The sequence below is a fragment of the Thalassospira sp. CH_XMU1458 genome, from assembly GCF_037027205.1.
GTDB classification, from domain to species: domain Bacteria; phylum Pseudomonadota; class Alphaproteobacteria; order Rhodospirillales; family Thalassospiraceae; genus Thalassospira; species Thalassospira tepidiphila.
Window position 1 is genome coordinate 1,251,964 of sequence record NZ_JAYMDW010000001.1, and the last position, 26,323, is coordinate 1,278,286.

The 26,323-nt window shown below is 52.7% G+C and carries 23 protein-coding genes; 8 read left to right on the forward strand and 15 right to left on the reverse strand.

Going from position 1 to position 26,323, the window contains the following annotated elements:
• Positions 1-209: 209 nt before the first annotated feature.
• Positions 210-908: a helix-turn-helix domain-containing protein gene (locus tag WBY09_RS05640; protein WP_063089020.1), complete on the forward strand. Its 699-nt coding sequence runs from the start codon at positions 210-212 to the stop codon at positions 906-908.
• A gap of 11 nt (positions 909-919) precedes the next feature.
• On the forward strand, positions 920-1,225 hold the full coding sequence (locus WBY09_RS05645; protein ID WP_063088762.1) for a carboxymuconolactone decarboxylase family protein: 306 nt from the start codon (positions 920-922) through the stop codon (positions 1,223-1,225).
• 190 nt (positions 1,226-1,415) lie between these two features.
• Here the strand turns inward: WBY09_RS05645 and ubiV are convergent, their stop codons facing one another.
• Genes ubiV through ubiT form a run of 3 tightly spaced genes read right to left on the reverse strand, consistent with a single transcriptional unit; the run spans position 1,416 to position 4,042 of the window.
• Complete coding sequence (ubiV, locus tag WBY09_RS05650) at positions 1,416-2,333, reverse strand: ubiquinone anaerobic biosynthesis protein UbiV (protein ID WP_197145727.1); 918 nt, start codon at positions 2,331-2,333, stop codon at positions 1,416-1,418.
• Complete coding sequence (gene ubiU, locus WBY09_RS05655; RefSeq protein WP_286791947.1) at positions 2,330-3,307, reverse strand: ubiquinone anaerobic biosynthesis protein UbiU; 978 nt, start codon at positions 3,305-3,307, stop codon at positions 2,330-2,332. The genes ubiV and ubiU overlap by 4 nt, the downstream gene beginning before the upstream one ends.
• 24 nt (positions 3,308-3,331) lie before the next feature.
• Complete coding sequence (gene ubiT / locus WBY09_RS05660; RefSeq protein ID WP_245227676.1) at positions 3,332-4,042, reverse strand: ubiquinone anaerobic biosynthesis accessory factor UbiT; 711 nt, start codon at positions 4,040-4,042, stop codon at positions 3,332-3,334.
• Positions 4,043-4,314: 272 nt separating this feature from the next.
• Between ubiT and WBY09_RS05665 the strand changes: the two genes are divergently transcribed.
• The 3 genes from WBY09_RS05665 (at position 4,315) to WBY09_RS05675 (ending at position 6,638) form a co-directional block, all read left to right on the forward strand.
• The gene (locus WBY09_RS05665) at positions 4,315-5,022 is read left to right on the forward strand and encodes a DUF542 domain-containing protein (protein WP_083996935.1); all 708 of its coding nucleotides are present in this window, start codon (positions 4,315-4,317) and stop codon (positions 5,020-5,022) included.
• A gap of 205 nt (positions 5,023-5,227) precedes the next feature.
• Positions 5,228-5,965, forward strand: coding sequence for a Crp/Fnr family transcriptional regulator (locus tag WBY09_RS05670; RefSeq protein WP_167351180.1), 738 nt, complete (start codon positions 5,228-5,230; stop codon positions 5,963-5,965).
• Positions 5,966-5,999: 34 nt separating this feature from the next.
• Positions 6,000-6,638: a Crp/Fnr family transcriptional regulator gene (locus tag WBY09_RS05675; RefSeq protein WP_167351179.1), complete on the forward strand. Its 639-nt coding sequence runs from the start codon at positions 6,000-6,002 to the stop codon at positions 6,636-6,638.
• Between the two features lie 54 nt (positions 6,639-6,692).
• Here WBY09_RS05675 and WBY09_RS05680 read toward each other — a convergent pair whose 3' ends face one another.
• The 8 genes from WBY09_RS05680 to WBY09_RS05715 are packed head-to-tail and all read right to left on the reverse strand — an operon-like array spanning position 6,693 to position 15,840.
• Positions 6,693-7,631, reverse strand: coding sequence for an FAD:protein FMN transferase (locus WBY09_RS05680; RefSeq protein WP_336232216.1), 939 nt, complete (start codon positions 7,629-7,631; stop codon positions 6,693-6,695).
• Positions 7,628-8,221 (reverse strand): nitrous oxide reductase accessory protein NosL, encoded by a 594-nt coding sequence (locus WBY09_RS05685; protein ID WP_064779666.1) that lies wholly within the window; start codon positions 8,219-8,221, stop codon positions 7,628-7,630. Before WBY09_RS05685 ends, WBY09_RS05680 begins: the two co-directional genes overlap by 4 nt.
• Positions 8,218-9,039: an ABC transporter permease gene (locus WBY09_RS05690; protein ID WP_064779665.1), complete on the reverse strand. Its 822-nt coding sequence runs from the start codon at positions 9,037-9,039 to the stop codon at positions 8,218-8,220. The genes WBY09_RS05685 and WBY09_RS05690 overlap by 4 nt, the downstream gene beginning before the upstream one ends.
• Positions 9,036-9,926, reverse strand: a complete 891-nt coding sequence (locus tag WBY09_RS05695; RefSeq protein WP_336232219.1) for an ABC transporter ATP-binding protein — start codon at positions 9,924-9,926, stop codon at positions 9,036-9,038. The genes WBY09_RS05690 and WBY09_RS05695 overlap by 4 nt, the downstream gene beginning before the upstream one ends.
• On the reverse strand, positions 9,898-11,235 hold the full coding sequence (locus WBY09_RS05700) for a nitrous oxide reductase family maturation protein NosD (RefSeq protein WP_336232370.1): 1,338 nt from the start codon (positions 11,233-11,235) through the stop codon (positions 9,898-9,900). The genes WBY09_RS05695 and WBY09_RS05700 overlap by 29 nt, the downstream gene beginning before the upstream one ends.
• A 6-nt stretch (positions 11,236-11,241) precedes the next feature.
• Complete coding sequence (gene nosZ / locus WBY09_RS05705; RefSeq protein WP_062957249.1) at positions 11,242-13,188, reverse strand: TAT-dependent nitrous-oxide reductase; 1,947 nt, start codon at positions 13,186-13,188, stop codon at positions 11,242-11,244.
• Entirely contained in the window at positions 13,188-15,455 is a 2,268-nt protein-coding gene (locus WBY09_RS05710; protein ID WP_197145719.1) for a NosR/NirI family protein, read from the reverse strand. The genes nosZ and WBY09_RS05710 overlap by 1 nt, the downstream gene beginning before the upstream one ends.
• 4 nt (positions 15,456-15,459) lie before the next feature.
• Positions 15,460-15,840 (reverse strand): hypothetical protein, encoded by a 381-nt coding sequence (locus tag WBY09_RS05715; RefSeq protein ID WP_064779662.1) that lies wholly within the window; start codon positions 15,838-15,840, stop codon positions 15,460-15,462.
• A gap of 922 nt (positions 15,841-16,762) precedes the next feature.
• On the opposite strand from WBY09_RS05715, the gene WBY09_RS05720 reads away from it, so the two are divergent.
• Entirely contained in the window at positions 16,763-17,581 is an 819-nt protein-coding gene (locus tag WBY09_RS05720; protein ID WP_286791949.1) for a DUF418 domain-containing protein, read from the forward strand.
• An 82-nt stretch (positions 17,582-17,663) separates the two neighbouring features.
• Here WBY09_RS05720 and WBY09_RS05725 read toward each other — a convergent pair whose 3' ends face one another.
• Genes WBY09_RS05725 through WBY09_RS05735 form a run of 3 tightly spaced genes read right to left on the reverse strand, consistent with a single transcriptional unit; the run spans position 17,664 to position 21,297 of the window.
• Entirely contained in the window at positions 17,664-18,860 is a 1,197-nt protein-coding gene (locus WBY09_RS05725) for an aminotransferase class I/II-fold pyridoxal phosphate-dependent enzyme (RefSeq protein ID WP_197145715.1), read from the reverse strand.
• Positions 18,857-20,215 carry an MATE family efflux transporter gene (locus tag WBY09_RS05730; RefSeq protein ID WP_064779653.1) on the reverse strand — a complete coding sequence of 453 codons (1,359 nt, stop codon included), beginning with the start codon at positions 20,213-20,215 and terminating at the stop codon, positions 18,857-18,859. The genes WBY09_RS05725 and WBY09_RS05730 overlap by 4 nt, the downstream gene beginning before the upstream one ends.
• Complete coding sequence (locus WBY09_RS05735; protein ID WP_197145713.1) at positions 20,215-21,297, reverse strand: GNAT family N-acetyltransferase; 1,083 nt, start codon at positions 21,295-21,297, stop codon at positions 20,215-20,217. Before WBY09_RS05735 ends, WBY09_RS05730 begins: the two co-directional genes overlap by 1 nt.
• A gap of 318 nt (positions 21,298-21,615) precedes the next feature.
• On the opposite strand from WBY09_RS05735, the gene WBY09_RS05740 reads away from it, so the two are divergent.
• Complete coding sequence (locus WBY09_RS05740; RefSeq protein ID WP_197145711.1) at positions 21,616-24,225, forward strand: amino acid adenylation domain-containing protein; 2,610 nt, start codon at positions 21,616-21,618, stop codon at positions 24,223-24,225.
• Positions 24,226-24,238: 13 nt separating this feature from the next.
• Positions 24,239-25,549 carry a lysine N(6)-hydroxylase/L-ornithine N(5)-oxygenase family protein gene (locus WBY09_RS05745; RefSeq protein ID WP_064779650.1) on the forward strand — a complete coding sequence of 437 codons (1,311 nt, stop codon included), beginning with the start codon at positions 24,239-24,241 and terminating at the stop codon, positions 25,547-25,549.
• A gap of 62 nt (positions 25,550-25,611) precedes the next feature.
• Here the strand turns inward: WBY09_RS05745 and WBY09_RS05750 are convergent, their stop codons facing one another.
• On the reverse strand, positions 25,612-26,175 hold the full coding sequence (locus WBY09_RS05750) for a sigma-70 family RNA polymerase sigma factor (RefSeq protein ID WP_197145709.1): 564 nt from the start codon (positions 26,173-26,175) through the stop codon (positions 25,612-25,614).
• Positions 26,176-26,323: the final 148 nt, after the last annotated feature.

Here is a 26,323-nt window from a genome sequence, read left to right on the forward strand (position 1 = left end):
GCCTGATCATTGTTTGAGGGGACCCTCGTCAGGGTTGATCTAAATCAGAAAACGTGGAACGCTTCGGTGAAATAAACAGCCACGCCAAGTATGTGGTCCGGCGGTTTGCCGAACCTCAATACACAGAGAGAGCAAGAGCAAATGCCCGCTTGATAAATATCAAGTAAGCAGCAGGCACGTTTCTGCGCAGGGTTATAAGTGAGGAAAAAATGTCCGATTCGACCTTCCCGGAGGTGCGCAGTCTGGATCTCTTCGCTGATATGAGCGACGAGAACTATGCCAAGCTCATGCGCGGCGCTTATTTGCAAACATTTCCACCGCATGTTGACCTGATAGGTGAAGGTGAAGGTGCTGATTTCCTTCATGTTTTGGTCTCAGGCGCGGTGGATCTGTTTTCGCGTTGGAATAACCGGGAAACGAGTGTCATGATCGTCAAGCCGGTTTCAACTTTCATTCTTGCCGCTACCATTCGCGATGCTCGCTATTTGATGTCGGCCAGAACAATGGAGAAAAGCCGGATTGTCATGATCCCCAGTCAGGATGTCCGGGCGATCTTTGACCTTGATGCAGGCTTTGCTCGTGCGGTTGTCGTCGAATTGGCCGCCTGTTATCGTTCAGTGATCAAGACCACCAAGAACCTGAAGTTGCGCACAGCCCTCGAACGTCTGGCGAACTATTTGCTGTCCCGACATCGGGCCTATGGTGCCCCGGCGAGTTTCGATCTTGATCTGGAAAAACGGCAACTTGCGTCGGTTTTAGGGATGACACCCGAAAATCTCAGCCGCGCGTTCAAGGCACTTCAGGCATATGGGGTCGCGGTTAACGGAGAAAAAATAGAGATAACTAACCCCGCCCTTCTTCAGAAATTTGCCAAGCCGACATCTCTGATTGACGATGATCAAACGTAAGGAGAGAGCCTATGGTTAAATCTATGCCCGGTGCTGCCGGAACACTGGCGGACCAGTATCCCGATATCTGGAAGGCTTATGCTGAACTTGGTAAGGCCGCTGCAGAGGCAGGACCTTTGACGGATCGGGAACGCCGCCTTGTAAAGCTTGCGCTTGCAATCGGTATTGGTTCTGAAGGAGCGGTACATTCACACACCCGGCGTGCCAAGGCCGAAGGTATCGCCCAAGAAGATCTGTTGCAGATTGCGATGTTGTCTATCGGACCCGTCGGTTTGCCGCGTGCGGTTGCCGCGAAAACCTGGATTGAGGACATCTAGGGCCCTTCCGACATGGTTCCATTCGGGCGCTTTCAGTTGATCATTGTCAAGGGTTCCCACCATCGCAGTGTTATGCTGATTGGTGTTCACAATGTAATGTCATGCGAACTCCCCGACTTGTGAATGTATTGAAGGGCTGCAATCGGTAAGATTGCAGCCCTTTCTTTCATTGTGAGTTCTGCCGTGGTTCTTATTCTGCCTGCCGCGCGCGCGTCTGACGAAACTCGGCCCCCGGGGCTTCGTGCAAGAAGCCGTTGGCAAAGTTCATCGGGAAACGCATTTCCTTCAGGCGGTGCCTGAGTTCTTCCGGATCGGTTTTACGCGCGAGAACTTGACGATAGAGATCCGAAACCCTGGTCATGTCCAGACTATGTGGCGACAGGCGGAACGCTGTCACACCGGCGGTTTGCATCTGTGCGATATTGTCCGCCATTTCAACATAGTGGCTGGACAGGGTTTGCAACCCGTTGACCGCCAGAAACGGCGTATCGTCGAGTGTTTCGACATCCATGCCATCAAGGTGGTCCCCGCAAACGTACCGGCAGCCATCCTTGTGCAGGCCTTGCGCCCGTGCTGAATAGCAGCGGGCCGAAATGGCCAAAGGCATACGACCAAATACCTGTACCTCAATCTCGGCCGCGGTCTGCGCGCCACATAATGCTGCGATCGAGGACATCGGTAATTCCCATGGCAGGGCGATCCGTTTAGCGCCTTTTTCGGCAAAGTAGGACAGCGTCCCTTCATTATAGGTGTTGATGTAGGGACCAATCATGTGCGGCTGACCTGCGAGCAAACGCACAACGGAAATATCGTTGGCCTCAATCATAATGTCGGGCATCTGCGCGATGTCGCGTATTTGATTAACTTCGCGCTCATTCATCACCAGTGCGAGTGTAGAGAGAACAACTTCCTTGCCGCTGCGCTGAAGTCGTTCGATAACGCTTGGGAGGTGCTTGTCAAAGAAGGGCATCCGTTTCGCGCAGACAACTTCGCCAACATGGACGGTATCGACGTCGGTTTCATCTGCAATGCGGCTGTAGAAATCCTTTTTGCGGTCCTCGTCCCAGTGAAAAAGAACCGGGCCCATAACAAGTCGCGATCTTTTCATTGCCAGCTTCTCCGGTATGCACCTGTGGTATCGCTTTGACCTTCACTCAGCGTGCTGAGTTTTGATCGCGCGTCGCGTTGTCCCTCGGCGATCTTGTCCAGTGATGTTCGAAATGCGCCAACCACCTGCGATATATAGGCCTTCCCGCGTTGCCGCCCTTCGATCTTGAGCGCGGAAACGCCTGCATCTGCCAGTTCCGGCAGCATGGCGGTGACATCAAGGCTGGTGGGTTCTTCAAACAGATAGCCGGATTTGTCCATGGCACGAAACCGGCCCTTGCACAGCGTCGGATAGCCGACCTTTTCATCGCTGTCATAGATGTTGATGGTGAAATTCCCCAGTCGGGAAACTGTCGTGTCGCCGCGTTCTTCATAGTGAACATGTGCTGCCGGCGAACAGACGCCGTTCATATTCGGACTTTCGCCCGTCGCGTATGAAGACAGTGAACAACGGCCTTCGGCCATCACGCACATCCCGCCAAATGCGAATACTTCTGTTTCGACCTGTATGCGTTGATTAAGCGTGCGGATCTCATCAAGCGACAGAACACGGGGCAGTACAACACGGCGCACACCGAATTCCTGATGATAAAATCGAATGGCTTCTTCGTTCGAGGCCGACGCCTGTACGGATAAATGCAAACGTGCGTCAGGATGATGATCGCGCGCATATCGCAGCAAACCGATATCAGCAAGGATGATGGCATCGACACCAATTGCCACGGCATCATCAACTGCCTTATGCCAGATTTCTTCAGCCCCGGCTTGCGGATAGGTATTGCAGGCAAGATAGACATGAACTCCGTGCTTGTGCACATGTTTGACGGCATCGCGCAACTCGGCACGTGAAAAGTTCAATCCCGGAAAGTTTCGGGCATTCGTTGCGTCCCGAAAACCGCAATATACAACATCAGCACCCGCCGCAACGGCGGCATGCAGGCTGGCAGGTGTTCCTGCAGGACAAACGAGTTCCATATTGAACCTGTGAATAGTTGTGGATCAGGGATTGGCGGGCAGCGCGAAATCATCCTTGGCCGCACCGGATGGTTTGGGGCGCGTATGGCGGTTCCGCCTTTGTATTGTTTTCTCGATCTCAGCCAGTGTGACCGCTTGCGCGGATGCGCGTTTTTCCACGCCGAGCAAACGTTTGGCGGTGGGGGACGTCAATGCATTTGCCGTCCGGTTCATGTCGTGCTGAAGTTGTCGATAAATTTTTTCGGCAAGGCCAAGTGCTGCCCTAGCTGCTGGGCCCATCATGCCAAAGCTTTCCGCCACGGCGGATCGCAGATCAATGGACTCTCCATCCAGGGCATTGCGAAGTGCGACAACAAGTTCAGTGCGTCCCTCGATCCGCAATGTGCGCGAAAAGAACAGTGCGTCACCATCCGATGTCCCCTGAAGAAGCTCCAGCAGCGCGGGTAACGGTCCTGATATCTGTGCTGCGACAGTTTCTTCTTCTATATGTCTTGCGGGGCGGAGTTCAGGATGATCGGCATCTATTTTTAAATAGAATTGCAAATCCAGATCAGTCGGAGAAATCAGCAACGCGAATGCTTCTTGCTCTGCCACCCGTTCAAATACCGGTCTGTAGCGATGATGCATCGTCGCCATCGCGTGACGGCATATACGCTCTACCAAAAGGGCTGGCGCATTGCGTATGAACGGGTTTGCCAGCAAAAATGGCGTAAAGGATGGATAGCTTTCTGTCACGGCATACTCCCACGGCATACTCCGGCGTTTTGCATGGCGAAGTATCACTGGCCCGGGCGGGTTGGCGTTTGATGTTTGTCAAATCACCGTGAGATTGGAATTACGCTTAGTTGGAACAAGCCGACAGGATGTTACTTTGACGTGATAATCGAACAGAACCGACCGCAACATTTTTTGGCATAAATCCATTTGACCATCGTCAATCTGCCAAATTGTCGCTGGTTTAAACTCCCTTTCGTTTGCTGGATGCCGATCTTAGGGAGGACACCTTTATGCAAGATGCGTTGAACACGGCAACACAGGACGTTAAGCCCGCCGAACTGCTTGATCAGAGTCTGGGGGGCTTGATTTCATGTTTCCCCGGCGCAACGCTGGTTTTTCGCCGTCATCGCATCGGGTTTTGTTGTCATCCTGACCAGACACTTCAAGAAGCTGCAAAGCGCAAGGAACTTGATCCCCACGCGATTGCCGGGGAACTCTGCAAGCTTCCCAAGGGACCTTTGACCATGCCCGATGTGGGGGATGTTGATGGGTTTATCGATTTCATCCTTACGCGCTATCACGATGTTCACCGCGAAGAGTTGATCGAGCTGATTGCGCTGTCTCGCGAAATTGAAATTGTGCATGGTGACCATCCGGACGCGCCGGTAGGGCTGGCAGATGCATTGATGGAAATGGCAGAGCAACTTGATATGCACATGACCAAAGAGGAAAATATTCTTTTCCCGGCGATGCGTGAAATGAGCAGGAATACCTCGATTACGTCGGCACTTGCCATGCCTATCCATTGTATGCGCGAAGAGCATGACGATCACGGCCAAGCCATCCACAAACTGCAGAAATTGACAAACAATTGCACCTTGCCTGACGGGGTATGCGGTTCGTGGCGCAGGTTGTACAGCGCGATCGGTAAGCTGATCGAAGATCTTGTTGCACATATGTATCTGGAAAATTCGATCCTGTTCCCGCGTTTCGAATAGTCTGCTGCAAAATGTGACAGCGATGTCGTCGCGTGTTTTCTGTGACAAAGCCCTGCTGACTGGCAGGGCTTTTTTGCTGGACGGTGCACTTTGTTTTATGGGCCTGACGGACTTGTTTGACATGGAACAATCCACCCCGGCCGGTTGAATGTTAGATTTGTTCCAATGCTTAACTACAACCGCGTTTTTCCATGGAAACTTCACAATGAGAGATATTGATCGAATCTCGGGTGTTCTCCAGTCTGGGCGCTATTTCAAAAACTGGCCGAAAGACGACATTCTGGAACTGGCGTCATTGTGTACGTGGGTTCGGTATGATCCAGATACGGTAATCATCCATGCCGGAGACTCAGCATCGGCCCTTTTTCTGATTGTGAATGGGCATGTTGAGTTGTCCTACACGGACGGGGAGGGCAAGGACGGTGTTATTGATTTGCTGGGTGACGGACAGCTTGTAGGTGAGTGTGCGCTGGCACCGGAAGCCTGTTACGCCGTTTCAATCAAAACGCTGGACGCGACGACCGCCATCCGGATTGACGGCGCCGCCTTTGCCGATTTTCTCTCGGCGCACTTTGATCGGGCATTAACCATGATGTCGGTTGTAACAGAAAGACTATGTCAAATGTTACGCCAGACCGAGGAACTGAAATGCCGGTCAGCGGCCCAACGTTTGGGGATATATTTGCTTGCAGATGCCGTTCCTGTCGGGGATGCGCATGAAACGCCGCTTACCGTGGAAAAGTCTGCGTTGGCACGCAAGATTGGCATGACAAGCGAGACATTTTCCCGGGCGCTTAAAAAGTTGTCGGAACATGGCGTTTCCCAACACTCCAACGGGTACATCATCCGTATTGCAGATACCGAGATGCTGGCCGAGTGGTGTGGTTTATCAAGCAGTGAAGCCAGGGAGGAACAGTCTGATGGTTTCAAGGTCGCTGTCTAGCGCAGATCATGATGTAATCTTTCAGGTGCCGCTGTTGGCAGCACTTGGGGAAGAACGGCTAAAGACACTGCTGGGAACATGCAAGGTCGAAAGCCATGCGCGGGGGGAACATCTTTTTCGGGCCGGTGATGTGGCCGAATATTTCTACATTCTTTTGTCCGGTCATTTGCGGCTTGTGAAAACCTCCTCGCAGGGGGATGAAACAGTGATGCATTTCCTGACCGAGGCCGGTTCCTTTGCGGAGGCAGTTTCCTTTGCGGGCCGGTCCTATCCGGTTGAATGTCAGGTCGTCGAGAATTGTGAAATCGTGGCCATTCCGCGCACTGCCTATCTTGGCATCCTCAAAAGCGCGCCTGACGTTGTCGGAGATGTGCTGGCAAGCCTGTTGCGGTGGGAACGGTTCTTCCTTGAGGAAATCTATAAACTGCGCCATACGCGTCCGATCCAACGGATTGCTGCGTTTCTGATCGATTTTGAAGACCGAAATGGCGCGGCCATCGACGGCACAAGTGGCAAAAACTTTCCCGATAAGCGCCAGATTGCCAGCCGGATCGGTATTACACCAGAAACGTTTTCCCGGTCCTTGCGCAAACTTGAAGCATCTGGCGCCATATCGGCGGGGCCGAAACTGCAGATACTTGATCGTGAGGCACTTCTGGAACTGGCCCACTAGCTCAGCGGCGTTCCAAACGTTTGCCAGAAATGTCATCCAGTATGGGAGGCAAAGCTAGACCAGTTTTGCGCTCGGGAACTGTGCGAGCAATTTGTCTGCCTCGCCTTTATTCATAAGGCAAATTGCCGTGCTGAGCCCATCGGCCACAGCTGCCTTTGTTGCAGTTACACTAACCGCTGTTGGGCGTGCTTGTGCGGGACGGCCGGTGCGCGGATCAAGAATGTGACCAACAAGGCCCGCCTGATCAAAGAAGGTGCCGTTCGGCAGTGATGTTGCCAAGGCGTTGTCGCGCAACATTACCCTTTCTTTTCGAATTTCTGATCCGGTATTGATTGAAACAGGCCAGTCTTCACCTTCAGGGTGGCCGCCCAGAGCCGCGAACTCGCCGGTATTGATCAGGACGTTGTTCAATCCGTCATCGCGAAGCAACTTGGCGATACGGTCTGCAACGTAGCCCTGGGCAATTCCATTCAGGGTCATTGCCATGTTCGGTCTTCTGAAGCTGACCTGGCTCTGATTGATAACAACCTTGTCCCAGCCTGTTCTTGAAAGTGTTTTACGGATAAAAACATTCTCGGGCGCCCGGCCTTCTGAATAGCTTTGCGCATAGAGTTGCCAAAGCGGCTGAACCGTTGGATCAAAAAGGCCACCACTTGCCTGGTTTATGGTCCCGCACAGTCCCAGGCATTCCAAAAGTTCGAAAGGCGGAGTGTTAACCACACCATCGCGGTTCAATTGTGCGAGCGTGGAATTTTCCCGATAGAGACTGAAGATATTTTCCAGTCGTTCAAGTTCGCGGGTTGCACGCAAAAGGATGTCGTCAGCGTTGGGGTGCGACAGGCTGATCGATGCAGCAGACCCCATTGCAACGCCCTTCCAAGTGCGGACCGGATGCTGTGCCTTTAATGCAAACGGTGCAGTCGAGAGTGCGCCAGCGGTGGCAAATATGGTCAGAAACCGGCGTCGTGAAAAGTCGGACATGGCGGACCTCATTCTTTGCGAAGTTTTTCAAGACGCGCGCGATAATCGTCGTCATCTGGCATGATCGCCGTTTCGTGTGTCTCGGCGGATGGTGTTACGGGCACACTGTTTAGAACCAGCACGTCATCAATGTCTTCAAGGCGCATTATCTGGCCGCCATGGCGACTGACGAAATTCTTGGCATCGTCCTGATCAGAGAAGGGAACAAGTTCCGGTGCCCCCATACCCCCGGTCTTGGCAGAAGCGACGACATAATGCGCACTGGTTGCCGGTATCCAGTTTTCTCGTCCCACATTTTCCCAGTCATGGGCCCTGGACATGTCGGTGACGTAAATCGCACGGATTTTATAGTTTTGTTCGGGCATGCGTTCATAGGCAATGCCATCGCGAACCTGACTGAAAAACAGGGGGTAGGGCAAACCTTCAAGATGAATTTGTGCCTTCGGGCCTGCATGCTCAAGAATGTTCATCTGGCAGAAATGTCCGACAGCTTCTTCAGTCATGGCGACCGGTGGCGGCATGGTATCTTTCGTCTGCTGCTGACATCCGGCAAGAATAAGCAGGCCGATTGTGACTGAAGATAGCGCAAGTCGGGAAATCATGGCGTCACCCTCCTGAAAATCTGCCAGGCGAGGATCGTGGCAATCACCGGCCAGATCAGAATGGATATCAGGGCATGAACAGCGGGGATGCTATTGGCAGCCCCCGTCAGGCCGGCTGCAGCAGCGGTCGCATCCGAAACGGCAAGGTTATATATCCGAAAGGCATCTGCCGGATTGCCGATTAGCAACCACGGAAAATAATGCGTTGTGAAGGTTCCGCCATCATCGGCGACAATGGCCGCCAAGAGGCCAAGATCATATAAAACGATCAGAACCAGCCAGAGCCCGATCACCAATCCTGCTGCTGCGCCGGGTCTGCGTGCGAATGCCGATATGCCATAACCGATCCCAAGGAACGTCGCGCCAAGAAGAAGCGACGACCAGAATAGGCGAAACAGTGCAGGGATGCCAACAAGCGCATTGGGGTCTGTTGCAATCGCAGCAACGGCGGCAATTCCGTAGCCGGCCAAGACGGCGATACTCAGGATCGCCAGATGGGCGATGAATTTCCCAAGGACCAGTTCCCCGCGGGCGACGGGATAGGTCAGAACAAGGGACAAGGTGCCGCGTTCGATTTCGCCTGCGATTGCGTCAAAGGACATCAACAGTGCAACCAACGGCACAAGATACACCGCAAGGGATGTCAGGCTTGCGACGGTGACGGACAGTTTATCCACACCAACTGCGCCGGTCGGGGCACTGCCCGCAGCAGATAATACAAGTGAAAACAACACCATCATCGCGACAGAAATCGCCACCCAGCGGTTACGAAGCGCAATGATGAATTCGCTATGGGCTGTTGCCAGAACCTTGTTCATGCGTTCCCCCGTTTGCTGAAATGGCTATAGATATCTTCCAGGCTTGGCGGAATGACATCGACATCATCGACCAATGGCCCCAGTGCCGAGATATCGCCAAGACGTGCGAGCTTTTGCTCGGAATTGCACACCAGATCGACAATCACGCCGTTGCTGCGTTCCCCGGAAAGCTTTTGGGCGACCTCGTCTGCCTTGCCGCGTTGGGCAGATACCTGAAGGCGGATGGGTAGCGATGCCTGTTGACGCAGGTTTGCCAGGGTATCGTTTGCGACCATTACGCCTGACGACAGAATGACAATCCGGTCAGTTCTGGCCTCAACCTCGGTAAGGGCATGAGAAGACAAAAGAATTGCGGTGCCTTGTGCTGCCAGTTCATCAAGAATGACATAGAACTCGCGTCGTGATACCGGGTCGAGACCGCTTGTCGGTTCATCAAGGATCAGGAGTTTCGGTTCACCAATAAGCGCCTGAGCCATGCCGACACGTTGGCGCATTCCCTTGGAATAGGTGCCAATGCGGCGGTTTGCTGCTGCCCCCAATCCGACGCGTTCAAGAAGCGATGCGGCCTTTCGGGGATCTTCGCCGCGAAGTCGAAGATAATATCGAAGCTGTTCTTGTCCGGTCAGCGACGGATGAAAGGACGCGTTTTCCGCGAGATAGGCTGTTTGCATGCGGGCCCGGTAACTTCCGGGTGCAAGACCATGGACAGAAACCGTTCCCCCTTCCGCAGTGACAAGGCCGAGAATGATCTTCATCAGTGTCGATTTTCCGGCACCATTATGGCCGAGCAAGGCAACGCGTTCACCTGCGGCAACATAAAAGCCAACCGCATCAAGAACGGTATGATCATCATAGCGTTTAGTGACTTGCGAGAGGGTCAGACACATTTTCAGTCCTTTCACGCAGCCAGACAGGATTGGCGCGAGCAGCCATTTCAAGAGAGACGATTTCTTCGGGAACCGGAATTTCGATCGGTTTCATGAGCGGGAAGCTGTCGACGACCCCGCCCGGCAACGTTGCGGGGAAGTGTGCCTGGCTCCAGCGGATCAATTGAACGGCGGGTGATCCCAAAAGCATACCGGCTGCGGGTTGGGACCATAAAATATGATCGACAAGATCGTTTGGCCGGAACCGGCTGTCAGCAATGCCGTTGCCATCAAGATCGAATACCGGATGATCGGACCAGAAATTTCCCCGGCCATCGAAACTCCATTCGACGTCACGGGTCCCGACATACTTGACCTGGGTTTTGTTGGCGATGAAGGCATTGCCTGTCAGGGCATTGCTTTCGGAACCAGCGGTGAAATGTATGCCGGTCTGGCAGCCCTCGAACCGGTTGTCCCCGATCAGATTGTGATGCGCGTTATAGATAAACAGGCATTTCCCTCCTGCGCCGCGTACCAGATTTCCGACCAGATCAGACTTGTTGGTATAGTTCAGCATCAAGCCCTGGTCACGATCAGCAAGAGACAGATTATCGCGCACCGTGATGCGGTTCGAATACATCAGGGCAAAACCAAGGTGATTGCCAATCGACACATTGCCCGAGATTTCTGAATCATGGGCATACATGTAATGCACCGCAAATCGCAGATCGCGCATCAGATTGCCACGGAAGACGCCGCGATTGGAGGTGTTCACGAAAATGCCGTCGCGTCCGAATTGGATCTCGTTGTTTTCGACCAGTGTTCCCGGCGCGTTCCAGACATATATGCCGTTGCCACGCGAATTCAGTCTGTGATCGCGGCGTCCGATAATGACATTTTCGCGCACCGTGGCTTGTTTGGCGCCGTGAATATCAACCCCATAGAGGTTTCCGAGGATGCGGTTATCCTCGACCAGAATACGTGCGGCTGTCCGATGGAGCTGGATGCCGGAATCAATTGTTTCATGTGCTGAACCCGAACCCACGATCTCAAGCCCACGGATGGTGATATCCGTTCCGGTTACAGAAATGACGCTTCCGGTCTTGTTTCCATAAATTTTTGCTTTGCCCTGACCATCAATGGTGACGGGCCTATCGAGTTCTATGGGACCCTGATGGAGCCCCGGATCAAGCAGCAGCACATCGCCGGGGGCAGCCCCGGCGATGGCAGAGATCAGCGCCCCGTCAGTTGACGGCACAGATTGCGTTGCCGCAAAAACCTGCAGCGGCAAGACAGCCATGGCCAAGATCATCATGACGGGGCGCAACATCACAGGTTAACTCCGCGGTTCAACGAACATACGGCCACGCATTTCCATGTGCAGGGCATGACAGAACCACTGGCAATAGTACCAGTAGACACCCGGTTTGGAGGCGACAAAGGTTGCCGATGCAGTTGCTTGTGGGCCGACCTCGAATGCAACGCCATGGTCCCCCATGGTGAAACCGTGTGTCAGGTCATCGATGTCGTCCATGTTGGTGATGATGACGGTTACTTCATCGCCTTCCTTGACCTTGAAGGACTCAAGGCTGAAGGTTGGCGCTGAAGAACTCATATAGACACGGACCTTGTTGCCATCGCGGACAACGGTTTCGGTCCAGTCGTCAATGTCGACGCCATCTGCCTCGGCTTGTTCGCGGGTTTTGGCCCACATCGGATCCTGACGATTCCAGACACTGGCCGGGGTGACCACCGAACGGTGAACAATGATCGAATCATGGGGTTCGGCGAATGTCGGACCATCATGCATAAGAACCAGATCATCGCCCTGCATCGAGAACAGCTGTTCGTTTTCTGGCTTAAGCGGGCCGACATTCAGGAAGCGGTCCTTGGAGAACTTGTTCATTGAAATGAACCATTTCCCGTCAGCTTCCAGAGTTTCCCCCATCGAGGTGGAGTTGTGGCCCGGCTGGTAATGGACATCGACCTTTTTGATGATCGGATCGACATTTTCACCAGCATAGGCACGCACGGCTTTTTCAATGTTCCATTTGACCACCTGACTGTCGAGGAACAGGGTGGTCAGTGCGTTACCCTTGCCGTCAAATGCGGTATGTAGCGGACCAAGACCCAGTTCCGGTTCGGCAACAACGGCGGAACGCGGTTCTGCGCCGTTATAGAACACGGCATCCAGCTTGGTGACATCAATCACCGATACAGTCGGGGAAAGCTTGCCGGCGATGCAAAGGTGCTTCTTGTCCGGTGCCATGTTACAGCCATGCGGACTGTTGGGGATCGGGATGTATCGGGTGTAGTTCTTGTTCTTGCCTTTGCGGCCATCGATAACTTTTACACCATTGAGTTCGATGTAATCGCCTGCTGCGATGCCTTTTTCGATTTCCTTGATGTTAAAGACAACAACGTGATCAAGCTCGGACGCGGTCATCTCCGCAAGGTTCATCCCCATTTCCGAGTTGTAGCTGGTTGAAAAGGCATATTTGCCGTCATAGTCGGCGTCGGTGTTATCAAGGTTGCCCGATACCATGACCTGCCATGCGACCTGCATCTCGTCTGCGTCGATTGCAGTGTAGAAGTTTACGTATTGCGACGGATCATCAAGCACCTTGCCGTCATTGACCATCGGCGTCTCGTCCTCGCCATTGGCAAAGACATAGTTGGTACGCGGCCATTTTTGCGGACGCAGGCCGTGAATGGCCTTTGCGTTCGGGATTTCCAGGACCTTGTCAGCCTTCATGACATCGCAACGCACACGCGCCACGCGCGTATTCGCCTTGTCATTCATGAACAGGAAACGGCCGTCATACTTGCCTTCGGTGAAGGACATATGGACGTGGTGCAAGTCGCCGTTATCATGGATCTTCTTGCCGTTGGCAGCGAGAAATTCCTTGGTTTTGGGCAACATGTTCTCGGTAAGAACATTCAGGCTTTCATTGGTCTGCCCCCAACCCGTTGCCGAGCAACGGTTGAAAACAGGAACGCGCATAAGTTCACGCATGGACGGGATACCCAGAATGCGCATTTCGCCCGTCTGGCCCGACGACCAGAAACCGTAATACTCATCAAGCTGACCGGGGGCGAGGCTTGCTTCAGCGCCGGTTGAAGCCTGGGCGCTGCCAATCGAAAGGGCTGTTGCAGCACCGGTTGCGCCACCGACTGCTGCCAAGCGTGCAGCACCTGCCGCACCGGCAAAGGCAGCACCGCCAGCGGCTACGCCAAATAGATCACGTCGGCTGATTCCGGGTTTGGATGTTTTGTCAGACATCATGACTTCTCCTTGAGATTTTGCTTGGTCGTCCGGGTCCGGTTCAGCGCTTTTTGTGCGCCTTCCGTGCTTGCCAAGAGGCTTTCCTGCCGCTTGAGTTTCTTGATCACGACCGGACAGATTTTTTCGCTTTGATACAGCACCTGACAGTGAAGGCAGTTGTGACACTCGTTGGGGTTGATTTCTCCAGTGGGGTGGATGGCTTGAACCATGCATTCATGCGCGCAGCTCTGGCAGGGGCTGCCGCATTCCTTGTAGCGTTTGAGCCAGTCAAACATGCGCATACGCGCCGGGATCGCGAGGGCTGCGCCCAATGGGCACAGATACCGGCAATAGAACCGTTCGACGAAAAGCCCGGCGCCAAGAAGGACAAGCGCGTAAAGAACAAACGGCCATGCCCGATCAAATTTGAGGATGATGGCGGTCTTGAAAGGTTCGACCTCGGCCAGCTTCTCCGCCTGATCAATGGAGGCCAGCATGGTGCCAAACAGGCCAAGGAAGATGATGTATTTCACCGCCCAGAGCCGTTCATGCAGCCCCCACGGAAGCGTCCATTGCGGGACATGGAAGAATTTGGCAATCCGGTTGGTCAGTTCCTGAAGCGCGCCAAACGGGCACAACCAGCCGCAATAGGCACCGCGCCCCCAGAAGATCAGCGCCGCAGCAACCGAGAACCACAGAATAAAGGTCAGTGGATCAAGCAGGAACGCTTCCCAGGTAAATCCCGTCACAAGCGAGTTGGTCAGCGCCATAAGATTGACGACGGAAAGCTGTGCGTTGGCATACCAGCCAAGGAACACCAGCGTGACAGTCAGGAAGCAGATGCGGAACCAGAAGGTAAATTTTGCAGAACGTGTCAGGAAGCCCTGGAAGAAGAATGCGGCGGTCAGAACAATCAGCATGATGCTGAGCACGACGATTTCGACCGTCTTGTCACGCCAGATCCGCTGCCAAAGGGCGGTTTTGGCAGTCTGTTCGTCCGTTGCGAAACTGGCCCCGGTTGAGTTGTCAGCCTCTGGCGTCGGCGAAACTATCTTGGTGAGGTAGTTGACTGGCGGCTGCCAGCCGATGTCAAAGGTGGTGTAGAGACGTTCAATTGCGCCGACATCACGATGGACAAGAAGTTCCAGACGCCAGGGTTGTGTCGGGTCAAAGTTGCTGCTTGCCGGGATCTTGAACAGATCCATCTCTTTGAATTGCGGTGCGCCATCGGCCATGATGTCACCAACACGGCGATGGTTGCGGTCGCGGAAACGTACCGACATATCGCCCTGAATAAGCTGGATACGGTCAAACAAGCCGCCGCGGACATATCCCGAACCCTTGAAGGAGTATTGTCCCCGGGCGGTAACAAGAATGGCTTCTTCGCCATCCTTGAGCCAGGTTTTCAGATTGTTGTAGCCGCGCTCGCCAAGTGTGGCCTTGCCAATGGCCGGGATGCTGACAAGCGAGACATACATGTCGATGAAGGTTTCTTCGGCCGGGGCTTCGATTGGCCGCTCAAGCGCCCTTGGATCATCCATCGTGGCAAATGCATCGTTTACCTGACCGACATCAAGTGACATGCGACGAATAGTCCCGTCACCAACCAGTGTGAACCAGTCTTCCGGGGCGGTCGCATCCGATCTGATTTTGAATTGTGCTGCATTGGATTGCTCCGGGGCACTCAATCCACCCAATTCGAGCATGCGCGCAACCTTGATGCCCGAGCGCAGGATCGAGTCATCGATGACCATAATGGTCACCGTTGCACCGGAAATAATATTCAGCTCGTGGTCTGCATCTTTTGTTGCGGCAACCAGGTCAAAGCCGACATATCCCTCGGTGAGTGACGTGATCCGCTCTTCTGGAATGCCAATCAGGACAATCGGTTCGGAATGCTTGACCAGTTTGACACCGATGATCCGGGCCTGTGAGTCAACAGCGACCATCACATGGATCGGTTTGCCGGAATAGCCGGTGGTGCCAACAAAATCAGAGGTAATAAAAGCCCAGCCGATCTGCTCACCGTTCTTGAGAACCGGTGCGACCGGCACGTCTTTTTGAACCGGACCATAATCATCAGCACCCTCGACCAGGGATGCTGCGGGAACTTTTTCAATGAACTGCGCCAGAACAGGTTTGTTTTGCGCGTTTGCCTGGGAAACCCACAGCACTGAAGAAAGAAGACAAACAACAGCAATGACCAGAAGACATTGCAGGAGCATCAATGCGCCGGGTGCCTGGTATTTGGTCTGAAGATGACGTGGGGCAAATGGGATGTTCATGAATTCAAACCTTGTACGGAGGCGCGCGTGCGGTTGCCGGTGCAGTGGGTGTCGCGCCGGCGTGGTCAAATGACATGGGGAAGATCGTCAGAACGACTTTGCGGTCATGTTCGGGCACGCCAATTGGGTCTGAAAGCTGGAATGCAGATCCGCTCAGGCAGTTCATGCAATTTGGGTAATCGCATTCGACAGGTGCGGGTGCTTTGTTGCCGTTCCGGTCGATCAATATTGTCACGGGAGTCTGGTCTGTGCTGCAGATCGTGATTTGAACAAGGTCAGCAGCTGCAGTTTGCTTCGTCACCTGAGCAATAGCCTGAGCAACACCGGTTCCGGTCAGGGAAAGTGCGATCAGAAACAACAGAAATGTGCGAAGCATTTTTTCCATAATGCTTCTCATATTCCATCGCAGATTCCTGATTATTGACAGTGGTCAAGTGACTAGGAGCTTGAGCTTCAATTGATTGCACTGAGACAGTTAACGTTGACGTTGACTAAGTTTATTGGGGGACGATATCCGAAGAACTGTGCAAGGAAGAAATCATGTTCAACCCTCAAACTGTAAACGTGTCCGGTAAACGAAGCGCGTCAGTTTTCCGTTGGCAAAAGTACTTTGAGAAAAATGTCAGCTTTTCTGTCAATTTAGCAGCTTTTTGTCAGCTTTTGTGACAATCGATGACAACTTATTTGGCAAACGAAAATGCTAAGACTTTGATTTCGCGGGAAGTCGAATGTCAGCTTTTGTGGCACCTGACAATTACAGAACGTACTCACTGCTCCATCGCTCTCAATCGTCCCGCAAAAAGCAGTCTGATCTAGCAGTTGCCTGAATTGTCATAATTCGGGGTTATCGGACTTGCGGTCGAGCATGCATAAGCAGCGCAGAAGTCGCACTTGTCCCCTGAATTAAATCAGTTGCCAAACGTCTTTCTACTAAGAGTTCCAATCAAGAGGAAAGACGTAAGATGTTTCTGCAACGTGAGTCATCAATTGACGCCCTTCGCGCGTTCGCCTTGTTCGGGATACTTGTGGTCAATTTGCCCTTCTTTGCGATTACTTTTGGTTTTGCTGGCGGGGCATGGCAGGACGGGGAGCCGCTTTGGCTGAATGTGCTTGCCGCGAGCGTGATCCAGGGATTGTTTGAAAGCAAATTCATTCTGATTTTCTCGGCCCTGTTCGGGTTTGCCGCGTTACAGCAATTCAAACGATATGGGGCCGGTTTTTATGTTCGGCGGCTTTGTGTGCTGGCACTGTTCGGCGTTGTGAATCTGGTATTCCTTTTCGAAGCAGACATTTTGTTGCCCTATGCCGTGATCGGGCTGCTTTTGTTGATCGGTCGGAAAATTTCTGTTCGCGGACTTATGGTTTGTGGTGTTGCTCTTTGGGCGATGGCTGTAGTTGGGAATGCGCTTTTTGGGGTGAGCCTGACAGTGAACCCATCGCCTTATGTCGTGCCAGAGATACCGGTTTCGGTGGTTCTGGCGACCGGCAGTTTTGCAGATGTAATGGCGGTGCGTCTTGAGAGTTGGGCCGGTTTCCAGCTTTATTGTCTTTGGAGTAACTATCTGCTTGTTGCTGCTGCCATGGTTTCGGGGCTTGCCGCCGCGCGGTTTTGTGAGGAATATGGCTTTGATGCTCTTGTTGCCAAATTACGCACCATTGCGGCGTTTGCCGCATTTCCGGGAATTGCAGGAAGCCTTCTTTACGGGGCGCTTGCATCGTTGCCCGCAGCATTTGAGCCAGAGCGCTTCTTTATGATGACATTGGTTTTGCGCCCGCTGTTTGCGGTACCATTGTCCATTGTTCTTGTCGCATATGGTCTTGTCGCCTTTCGCGCAACGGTTTGTAGCAATTTGGTTGCATTCATTGCGCCTGCTGGCCGCATGTCGTTGACGATCTATTTGGGAATGTCATTGGCTATGGGATTGGTGTTCTTTGGTTACGGTGCCGGTATGCACAATCAGGTTCGTTTGGCTGATTGTTTGTGGATTTCAGTTGTGATGTATCTGGGGTGGATCGTTTTTGCCAAGCTTTGGTTCCGCTTCGCATCACGCGGACCGCTTGAATTGATTTTGGCGGTTCTCACAAGGCCGAACTCCCGGCAAGGAGTTGTGTCGGTTAGCAGTTAAGCTACAAAAGTCGGAAATGCAAAAGGGCGCCATTTTGGCGCCCTTTACCTTTTCTGTTCAGAGGATTGGCCTAAGCCGTGGCTTAACTGGTTGTCCCAGCATCGATTGCCTGTTCCAAATCTGCCAGAAGGTCAGACGGGTTTTCCAGCCCGCAGTAGATGCGCACAAGTTGCCGGTCCAACTGGAAATGACGAAACGCACTGATTTCATATTTCTGGTGGAGTACCGCAGCAGCGGGAACGATCAGGCTTTCGGGACCACCCCAACTTACGCCTAACCTGAATGTTCGAAGGGCGTTGCTGAAATTTCGAATGTCGACCGTCTCATCGAGAATGATGGAAAACAGGCTCGAATGGCCATGTAATGTGCGTTTCCCAGCATGGTTGCTGAACCCGGTATAGAGCACCTGGGAGACTTTTGGGTGCTTGAACAGGCTTGTGGCCAAATACTCACCGGTTTGGGCGTGTCGTTGCATGCGCAGCTCAAGTGTGTCGAGGCCGCGTAGCAAAAGCCATGCTTCAAACGGACCAAGTTTCCCACCGAGATAAGGGAAGGTTGAACCATTGATTTTGTTGATCAGGTCCTTTCGCCCGGTGACGACGCCGGCAACAGTGTCGCTGTGACCAGACAGGAATTTCGACGCTGCATGGATGACAAGATCGATACCGTGATCGGCCGGGCGCTGAAAAACCGGTGTTGCCCAAGAGTTGTCGATAACGGTGATAACATTTTGCTCTTTCGCTGTTTGGCCCAGTTTTTCCAGGTCCTGGAGTTCAAATGTCAGAGATGTCGGACTCTCAAGGAACAAAAGTTTTGCACCTGAAATGGCGTCAATTACAGCATCTGTCTTGGTGCCATCGACATAGTCGATGGCCACGCCCATTGGTCTGAGCATGGTTTCAAAAAGCCGATATGCATCGGAATAAACATTGTGAACGGTAACGATCCGGTCGCCCGGTTCGACAAGTGCCATGACGGTTGCACTGATTGCCCCCATCCCGCTTGCAAAGGCACGGGATGCTTCGGTGTTCTCCAATCTTGCAATTTCCCGTTCGAATGCCATTACGGTGGGATTGTCACCACGAGCATAGATGGGACCGCCAGGATTTCCGGCATAGGCATTTGCCATGTCGTCAAAGTCACGGAATGCAAATAGCGACGTTTGATAAATTGGTTGGGAAACCGCCCGGAAGTGGCGCTCGTAGTTGGGATCAAATGCACCGTGATGCCGGGATCCGTGGTCCTGCAGCGAGAGTGGCTTTGAAGGTAGCTCGTTCATGATGAAAGCTCCTTGATCAAGAGTGTTTTGCGATCAGAAAACGTCAAAGCAACGGCAATGAGTGCAGTCAGTCCTGCCGCAAGCGCAGGTGCTATGACAATTCCGTCCAAGCCAAATGCCATGGGTAAAAATAGCGCCAGTGGTAATTGAATGTAGCCCTGTGGCGCCATGCTGACGATGGCAGCGCGCCGCGCATTATGAGCAGCCTGAAAGCGCGATACCATCGGTTGATAGATGCCAACGAACGCGACTTGTATGGCAAGGATATCGAGCAAATGCGCCCCAAAGGTGATCAATTCCGCTTTGCTCACAAAGGCGGCAATCAACCAATCCCCGAACAGGAAGGCAATAACTGCGCAGGTAATCGAGAAGGCCGCGCAATAGAGAAGGATGCCCGTAAACACGGCCTCAAACCGTGCCTGATTACCTGCACCTGCTGCGTAGCTCAGGATGGGTTGTGCACCCAGACAAAAGCCGATGATCGGAAGAATGGCAAGAAGCACGATACGCAACGAGATGGCCAATCCAGCCAGTTCTTCTTCGTTGCCATGTCTGGTGGCTGCCTGCATCAGAGCGGCAAAGCATATTGATGCCAGAATAGTGGTTGTACTGGCTGGAATGCCGAGCTTGCCAAACGGTACTAGAGCTTTGCGCCAAGAAAGTGCGTGAAGAGCCCCGACATCGGGATGTATTCGTCCAAGGCGCTTTTTGAAGTAATAGACATACGCACAAAGGGCCGCGATCTGTGAGATGATCGTTGCCCACGCCGCCCCTGCAACCCCCAATTCGAATCCAAAGATAAGTATCGGGTCAAGTACCATGTTCAGACCAAACGACCCGAGCAAGGTGTACATCGAAAATCGGCTGTTACCTTCACCGATTGCAATGAAATCGCAAACGATCTGCAACAGTACCAGCACAGAGCAGGCCCCAAGAATTCGCATGTATATGGAAGCTTCGGTGAAAACCTCGTTGCGCGCACCGAGCAGATGCAGAATTGGTCCGTGGAATAATGTGATCAGGATGGCAACGCTAACGCCAAAGCCAATGGCCAAAGCCAAGGCAAGGGATGCGCTTCTTGCGGCATCTTGGACATTGTCCCTGCCAAGTGCACGACCGATTTCGGTTGAGGCTGTTAGGCCCAATCCGTGCCCGATTGCACCGACCAGCATGAAGCAGGGAATGGATAAAGTTACCCCCGCCATGGCACTAAGCGCATATTGGGAAACAAAAAAGGCATCGACGACCTGATTGATGGCATTGATCGAAAGCCCTGCCACAGATGGCAGGGCCAGTCGCAGGATCAATCGCATGATCGCCGGATCATTCAGGTCCGGAAGAGCACGCTTTCGCATCAGGAAGCATCCTCATCGTGGACAAAGTCCGGAACAAACAGTCGATCATCAAAAAAGCGTTCGCGCAGCAACATAACAAGAAGTGACGTCTTGTGGGGGAAACGAACCTGTTTAATGCCGGCAAAGCCTGAACGCAGAAGATTGCGGATTTGCTGATTGTGGCCTGCATCAGGTTCACCGACAATGCGTTGCGTTCTTGGGTCATCAAGGAACATGTAATGCATCAGAGACGGAAGCCATGCGGTCAGATATTCCTTTCCGCGAAATGCATCTTCGCCAATGGCAACGTGCCAGCCGCGGTCAAAGTCACCTGCATCATAATGCTCGCCAAGACGATCTTCTTGTGCCCAGTAGAGCTCGAAATACCCGAATGGGGTGTCGTTGAAATACCCGATCAGCGGCTCGGTTCTGGGATCATCCAGTCGGCTTTGGATGAAGGCTTTATGCTTTTCCTCTGAGCCGGACTCTTCCCAGAAGACGTCGACGCGCGGGTCGTTCATCCATTTATGGAAGCACCCGAGATGACGACGAATATCCGCGCGTTCAAACCGGATAGTTTTGTAGATCCAGGGGATGTAACGCGCATAAAGTGTGTGCGAGGCACTTGGGCGACGGACTGGATGACGGCGTCCGTTGGTTGACGTGTAACTCAAAGGGAATGGGTCGCGTTCGGGATGTGCCAACCAGTTCAGCGTTAGTTGATAGAGATTGCGGGAACTGACAACAATGCTATCACCTGAATGAGAAATCAGACCGTTGCGAATCATGTTCGCTGTCCATTCCGGATCCAACTGCGGGGGAAGTTTGATTTCAGACCGAGAAGGATGCGCAATCAGAAGTGCTTCGCCCAGCGCAGCCAAACCTTTGGCATCTAGAACGTTAAGCGTCAGGCTTGCAACATCATCAAGGACGATCTGGTCCGGTGAGAGGGTGAAATAGAAGTCATGATTTTCACTTTCCCCACAAAGCTGAATATGTCCGTCCTCGATGGACGAGTGCCAGTTTCCGGCGTTCTGAAAGTGAGGAACTTCCAGTTTCTGGGATGAGTTTTGAGTTGGTGCTTCTAATGCAATGACATTCATATTCAGATCTCCTGATGTCTAAGTTTCCAACCCGGTTGGGTTCGTTAAGTCTCTGTAGTCCGGACGGATGAGAGGATTGGAAGTTCAGGTGCATTTTTTCGATTCGAGATGCAGAAACTTCTGAACTTGGCAGGTGACGGTTCGTCTTTGGTGCAAATGCTTGAAACTTGCTTTGCCAATGTGGAGACGACCATGAATGGTTCTCAGGCGGTAAATGCCGCGTCCTTAAACCCATCAAACGAACCGAGTTCGCAACCCGGTTTTCATTCAATTTCAGAAGATGTTGTTGGTTTGCCATGGGCGGTGGAACCCTGGCGGATGAGAGGATATCCGCACCAAGTCATTGACCGTTTTTGCGACGATGATCCCGACCGCCCGGCCATCCTGACAACAGATGAGGTTTGGTCGCGAAAGCGCCTGAAACAAACGTCAGATGCGATTGCCTGCGCTCTGATTGCCAATGGGGTCGAGCGTGGTGATGTTGTTGTTGTTGCGCTTCCGAAATCTGCGATGGCGATTGCAGCCATTCTTGGTGTCTGGAAAGCTGGTGGGGCTTTTGTTCCCGTGGACCCGCAGCACCCCGAGACCAGAAATCAGCACGTATTGACTGATTGTTATGCACGTTACGCTGTTACCACCGGCAGGGATTTGACGGTTCTTGGTCAGCAGGAGCTTGAGGTTGTTCTTGTCGATGAGCTCGACACGTCGGAAGCCGACTTCCTCGCCGTCGCCCCGCTTGCCGATCAGCTTGCCTATATTATCTACACGTCCGGTTCGACTGGTCAACCTAAAGGGGTCATGGTGGATCAAGGCCCGTTGATTGACCATTTGAATGCTACCGGGCCAATCTATCTGATGGATGAAGATTCGCGAGAATTACCGTTTCTTCCATTTTCATCTGATGGTGGTCATGAACGCTGGATCGTGCCGTTGATGGCAGGTGGCAGTATTTTATTGCCTGACCAATTACTCTGGACGCCGGAAGACACAGTTAACGCCATTCGCAAACATGGCGTGACCCATGCTTCATTTCCGACCAGCTATGTACATGAGTTGGCAGGGTGGCTTCGCGAGAAGGGCCAGACTCTTGATCTGATACTTTGTTCCTTCGGCGGTGAGGCAATGCCAAAGGAAACTTTCAACCGGATCGCGCGGGCCATCAATTCTCGTTATCTGATCAACGGTTATGGTCCGACGGAAACCGTGATGACACCCATGTTGTGGCGTGTCGCTCAGGACCGGCTTTGTGAGACCGTTACAGCCCCGATCGGAAGACCGGTCGGAGATCGTTGGGCCTATATCCTTGATGCGGATGGCAACGCGGTCGCACCCGGCGAAATCGGTGAGATACATCTTGGCGGCTATTGTGTTGCCCGTGGATATAACAACTTGCCTGAAAAGACCGCCGATCTGTTCATTCACGATAATTTTGCGCTGAATGATCATGCACGAATGTATCGCACCGGTGATTTGGGCCGATTCCTTCCGGATGGCATGATCCAGTTTGCTGGACGGGTCGATGATCAGGTTAAAATTCGTGGGCACCGTATCGAGCCGGCAGAAATTGAAACAGTTTTGCGTGGGTTTGATGATGTTGCCAACTGTGTCGTCGTCGCAGCTGAAGTTGCCTCACGGTTGGAACTGATTGCCTATGTCGTACCGCGTTCCGGAGCATCGGTTGATACCCGTTCAGTTCGTGTGCGGTTGCAGGACCTGCTGCCAAGCGCAATGGTGCCTGGCTACATCATTGAAATGACGATGTTGCCACTTAATGCCAATCACAAGGTCGATAAATCACAGTTGCCGCTACCGCGTCGCGAGGGGGTCATAATCAAGCCAGCTAATGACGACGAGGCCGCTCTGTTGACCATTTGGAAATCCGCACTGGGTCTCGATGAAGTCGGAGTGACCGATAATTTCTTCGAGATCGGCGGGAATTCGATAACAGCCCTGCGTGTACTGGCAAAAGTTCGCGATCAGTTTCCTGAACGCAATGCGGAAATTACGGATCTTTTCAACTTTCCGACCATCCGAAGCTTGTTGTTGGCGCTGTCTGAACCCGAATGCAAGCCGGGGGCGGATATCGTGCATTTGCAGCAAGGCAAGCCCGATCAGCCTGTCCTTTATTGCTTTCCGGGGCTGCTTGTCAGCACGCGCGAATATATGAAGCTGGTGAAAAGTCTGGGCGAGGATCAATCCGCCGTGGGCTTCATGTGCCACTCGCTTACAGAAAATCAGGAACTTGATGTTTCGGTCACCGATATCAGTTCGCGATATGCAGAGCTGGTTTATCGGGAAGCGAAGGGACGTACCTGCGCCTTTCTGGGCTGGTCCTGGGGTGGTTTGCTTGCATACGAAGCTGCGCGAATGCTGGGGAATGACATCGATTTGCGAGTTGTCGGAATGGTTGATGTCTGTGACATGGACGAGGATTTTGATCTGAACGCACGGCCAAAATTCCAGCAGGGGCAGTGGGCCGAGATTGAAGCACGCATTCGGGTCTGGCTGCAGAAAACCAAGATGCGTGAAGAATGGGAACGCCTTTTGGCGCTGATGGATGACCTTGCTTATGCGCAGTTTGTCCATTTTGTGGGAAAAAGCGAATTCGGGCTGCCCACAGACGGGCCGGGGATCGGTACGCGCGAACATACGTTCTGGGTGCTAATCGACAATGCCCTTGTTTTCCGCCGTCATGAACTTCTGCCCTATGACGTGCCGATTGCTTCATGGCTTGCAGGCGATACGGTCAGTCGAAAACTTGATCTGATTGATTGGCAGTCACTTTCACGCCTTGCCGAGGCCCCTGAGCATATTCCAGGAACGGATCATTTGACGATCATCGGTGATCCGGCATTCCACACGCGGTTTGGCAAACGTTTGACGAACGCTTTCGAACAACCAGCCGATATGAAATTTTCAAGCAAATAGAAGGACTTGAACGATGGATAAATTGGATCTTGTCGGGATTGGAATTGGTCCTTTCAATCTTAGTCTTGCTGCGCAGCTGGACGGGGTTGCTGATGTGTTTTCAATCTTTCTTGAGCAACGTTCTGAATTTGCCTGGCATCCGGACATGATGCTGCCCGGTGTTGAGCTTCAGACTTCGTTTCTGAAAGATTTGGTGACCCTAACCAATCCGACGAGCAAATGGTCTTTCCTGTCTTACATGGTCGGCCAGAAACGCATGCTTGATTTCATGAACGCGGATTTTGCCGCGGTGCCAAGACGGGAATTCGCCGCTTATCTGAAATGGGTTGCAGACCATTTGGAAGGCTTGGCATTTGACAATGTGGTGCGCGAAGTCGCATTCGATGGTCAAGACTTTAAGGTTCGTACGGATCATACAAGTTATGTCACGAGCAATCTTGCCATTGGTGTCGGCAAGCCTGCATTTATTCCCGCCTGGGCGCGCCAGTTGCCCAAGCATAAATGCTTTCACACAAGCCAAGCGAAGTCGAATTTGCCAAAGCTGCGCGGCAAGAGAATTGCCGTTATTGGCGGGGGACAGAGTGGTGCTGAACTTGTTGAGTATCTGCTTGGTGGAAACGTCAAAGGTGTTGAAGAAGTTCTCTGGTTATCGCGGCGCGACAATTTCGAACCCCTTGATGATACTCCATTTGTGAATGAGTATTTCACGCCCGGATATGCAGATGTCTTCGCAGGTCTGCCGGATGCCTATAAACAGGATTTGATGTCTCGACAAAAGCTTGCCAGTGATGGTGCATCGCTTTCAACGCTCAAGTCGATTTATCAGCTGCTATACCGGCAGCGTTACCTGCAGGAGGGCCATGTTGCCGGTCGGCTCCTGCCGCAACGTGAAGTCTTTCAGGTTCAGCAAGATGGTGAAACAATGAGGATTGCTGCCAGAAACGGGCTTAATCAGGATGTCGAGTTCTTCGATGCGGATGCGCTGATTCTGGCAACCGGTTATGAAACGACATTGCCGGAATTCATGGCGCCACTGCGTTCACTTCTGGAAGTGGGGGCATCAGGTGCCTACCGCTTGGATGCGGAATTCCGTGCCCAATGGGATGGACCATCTGACCGAAACATCTTTGTTCAAAATGCCGGCAGGATCGATTTGGGGATCTTTGAGCCTCAACTAAGCCTGATGGCTTGGCGAAGTGCTAAGATTGTAAATGCTCTGACAGGCAAGAATGTCTTCAATCTTGATCAAAATCCACCGATTGTTGACTGGGTTGCCGGTACTGGGGACCGGGCAGGTGGTGCTGTCGTGCAGGCCTGGGGCTAGGGACGGCAAACTGAAATCTGCAGCCTGTTCGACTTAGTGAACAGGCTGCAGATCCGGAAGCCTTATGCTGGACGAGTCAGTTCTACATTATGGAGTGCCTGACGGCATCGCTGATCGGCCTGATGGATGTATGCGCAAACAGATGCTTTGGAGACACCGATATCCTTTGCAATGACGTTTTGCGCGAACCCGTCCACGCGATGCCGGTAAAAAGCGGTGCGCACGTGTGGTGGCAGCTCTTTTAATGCATTCTCAATGACCCGAAGGGCCTGGCAACCACTGAGACGCGCTTCGGGGCAGTCTGCGTTTCCCGCAGGACAAAGATCAGTTGGATCGCTGTCCGCGAAAAGAGTGCGTTCGAACGTAATTTGGCGGACCTTGTCGATTGCCATGTTTCTAGCAATGCGCGTTATGAAGGCACTTGGTGTGGTGACTTCTGTGTCTATTTGTGCGGTGAGCAGTTTGGCATAGGTATCCTGAACAATGTCATCCGCCAGATGGGGACATTTTACGATAGACTGGGCAACGCGTCGCAATTTCCCCTCTTGGCTTTTGGCGATAGTTAGCAAAGCTTGTCGCTGAAATTGGTCTTTTGGAATTGGGGCAGTTTGGCTTGCTTGGTGCATTTCCGAATGTCTCCGTTAGTTTGCTCATTAGTGAAAATAATAGTCACTTGCAAATTTGGGACGCGGTTTGCACTCTCCACTGGGTCGATCATCTTTTGTCATTCGGACAGATCTGATGGCAAATCAGATCCGTCCGTTGTTCATAAGA

Coding starts and splice junctions, on each gene's coding strand:
- WBY09_RS05640 (WP_063089020.1), top strand. CDS start 210: ATGTCCGATTCGACCTTCCCGGAGGTGCGCAGTCTGGATCTCTTCGCT.
- WBY09_RS05645 (WP_063088762.1), top strand. CDS start 920: ATGGTTAAATCTATGCCCGGTGCTGCCGGAACACTGGCGGACCAGTAT.
- ubiV (WP_197145727.1), bottom strand. CDS start 2,333: ATGAAAAGATCGCGACTTGTTATGGGCCCGGTTCTTTTTCACTGGGAC.
- ubiU (WP_286791947.1), bottom strand. CDS start 3,307: ATGGAACTCGTTTGTCCTGCAGGAACACCTGCCAGCCTGCATGCCGCC.
- WBY09_RS05665 (WP_083996935.1), top strand. CDS start 4,315: ATGCAAGATGCGTTGAACACGGCAACACAGGACGTTAAGCCCGCCGAA.
- WBY09_RS05670 (WP_167351180.1), top strand. CDS start 5,228: ATGAGAGATATTGATCGAATCTCGGGTGTTCTCCAGTCTGGGCGCTAT.
- WBY09_RS05680 (WP_336232216.1), bottom strand. CDS start 7,631: ATGAGGTCCGCCATGTCCGACTTTTCACGACGCCGGTTTCTGACCATA.
- WBY09_RS05685 (WP_064779666.1), bottom strand. CDS start 8,221: ATGATTTCCCGACTTGCGCTATCTTCAGTCACAATCGGCCTGCTTATT.
- WBY09_RS05690 (WP_064779665.1), bottom strand. CDS start 9,039: ATGAACAAGGTTCTGGCAACAGCCCATAGCGAATTCATCATTGCGCTT.
- WBY09_RS05695 (WP_336232219.1), bottom strand. CDS start 9,926: ATGTGTCTGACCCTCTCGCAAGTCACTAAACGCTATGATGATCATACC.
- WBY09_RS05700 (WP_336232370.1), bottom strand. CDS start 11,235: ATGTTGCGCCCCGTCATGATGATCTTGGCCATGGCTGTCTTGCCGCTG.
- nosZ (WP_062957249.1), bottom strand. CDS start 13,188: ATGTCTGACAAAACATCCAAACCCGGAATCAGCCGACGTGATCTATTT.
- WBY09_RS05710 (WP_197145719.1), bottom strand. CDS start 15,455: ATGAACATCCCATTTGCCCCACGTCATCTTCAGACCAAATACCAGGCA.
- WBY09_RS05715 (WP_064779662.1), bottom strand. CDS start 15,840: ATGGAAAAAATGCTTCGCACATTTCTGTTGTTTCTGATCGCACTTTCC.
- WBY09_RS05725 (WP_197145715.1), bottom strand. CDS start 18,860: ATGAACGAGCTACCTTCAAAGCCACTCTCGCTGCAGGACCACGGATCC.
- WBY09_RS05730 (WP_064779653.1), bottom strand. CDS start 20,215: ATGCGAAAGCGTGCTCTTCCGGACCTGAATGATCCGGCGATCATGCGA.
- WBY09_RS05735 (WP_197145713.1), bottom strand. CDS start 21,297: ATGAATGTCATTGCATTAGAAGCACCAACTCAAAACTCATCCCAGAAA.
- WBY09_RS05740 (WP_197145711.1), top strand. CDS start 21,616: ATGAGAGGATATCCGCACCAAGTCATTGACCGTTTTTGCGACGATGAT.
- WBY09_RS05745 (WP_064779650.1), top strand. CDS start 24,239: ATGGATAAATTGGATCTTGTCGGGATTGGAATTGGTCCTTTCAATCTT.
- WBY09_RS05750 (WP_197145709.1), bottom strand. CDS start 26,175: ATGCACCAAGCAAGCCAAACTGCCCCAATTCCAAAAGACCAATTTCAG.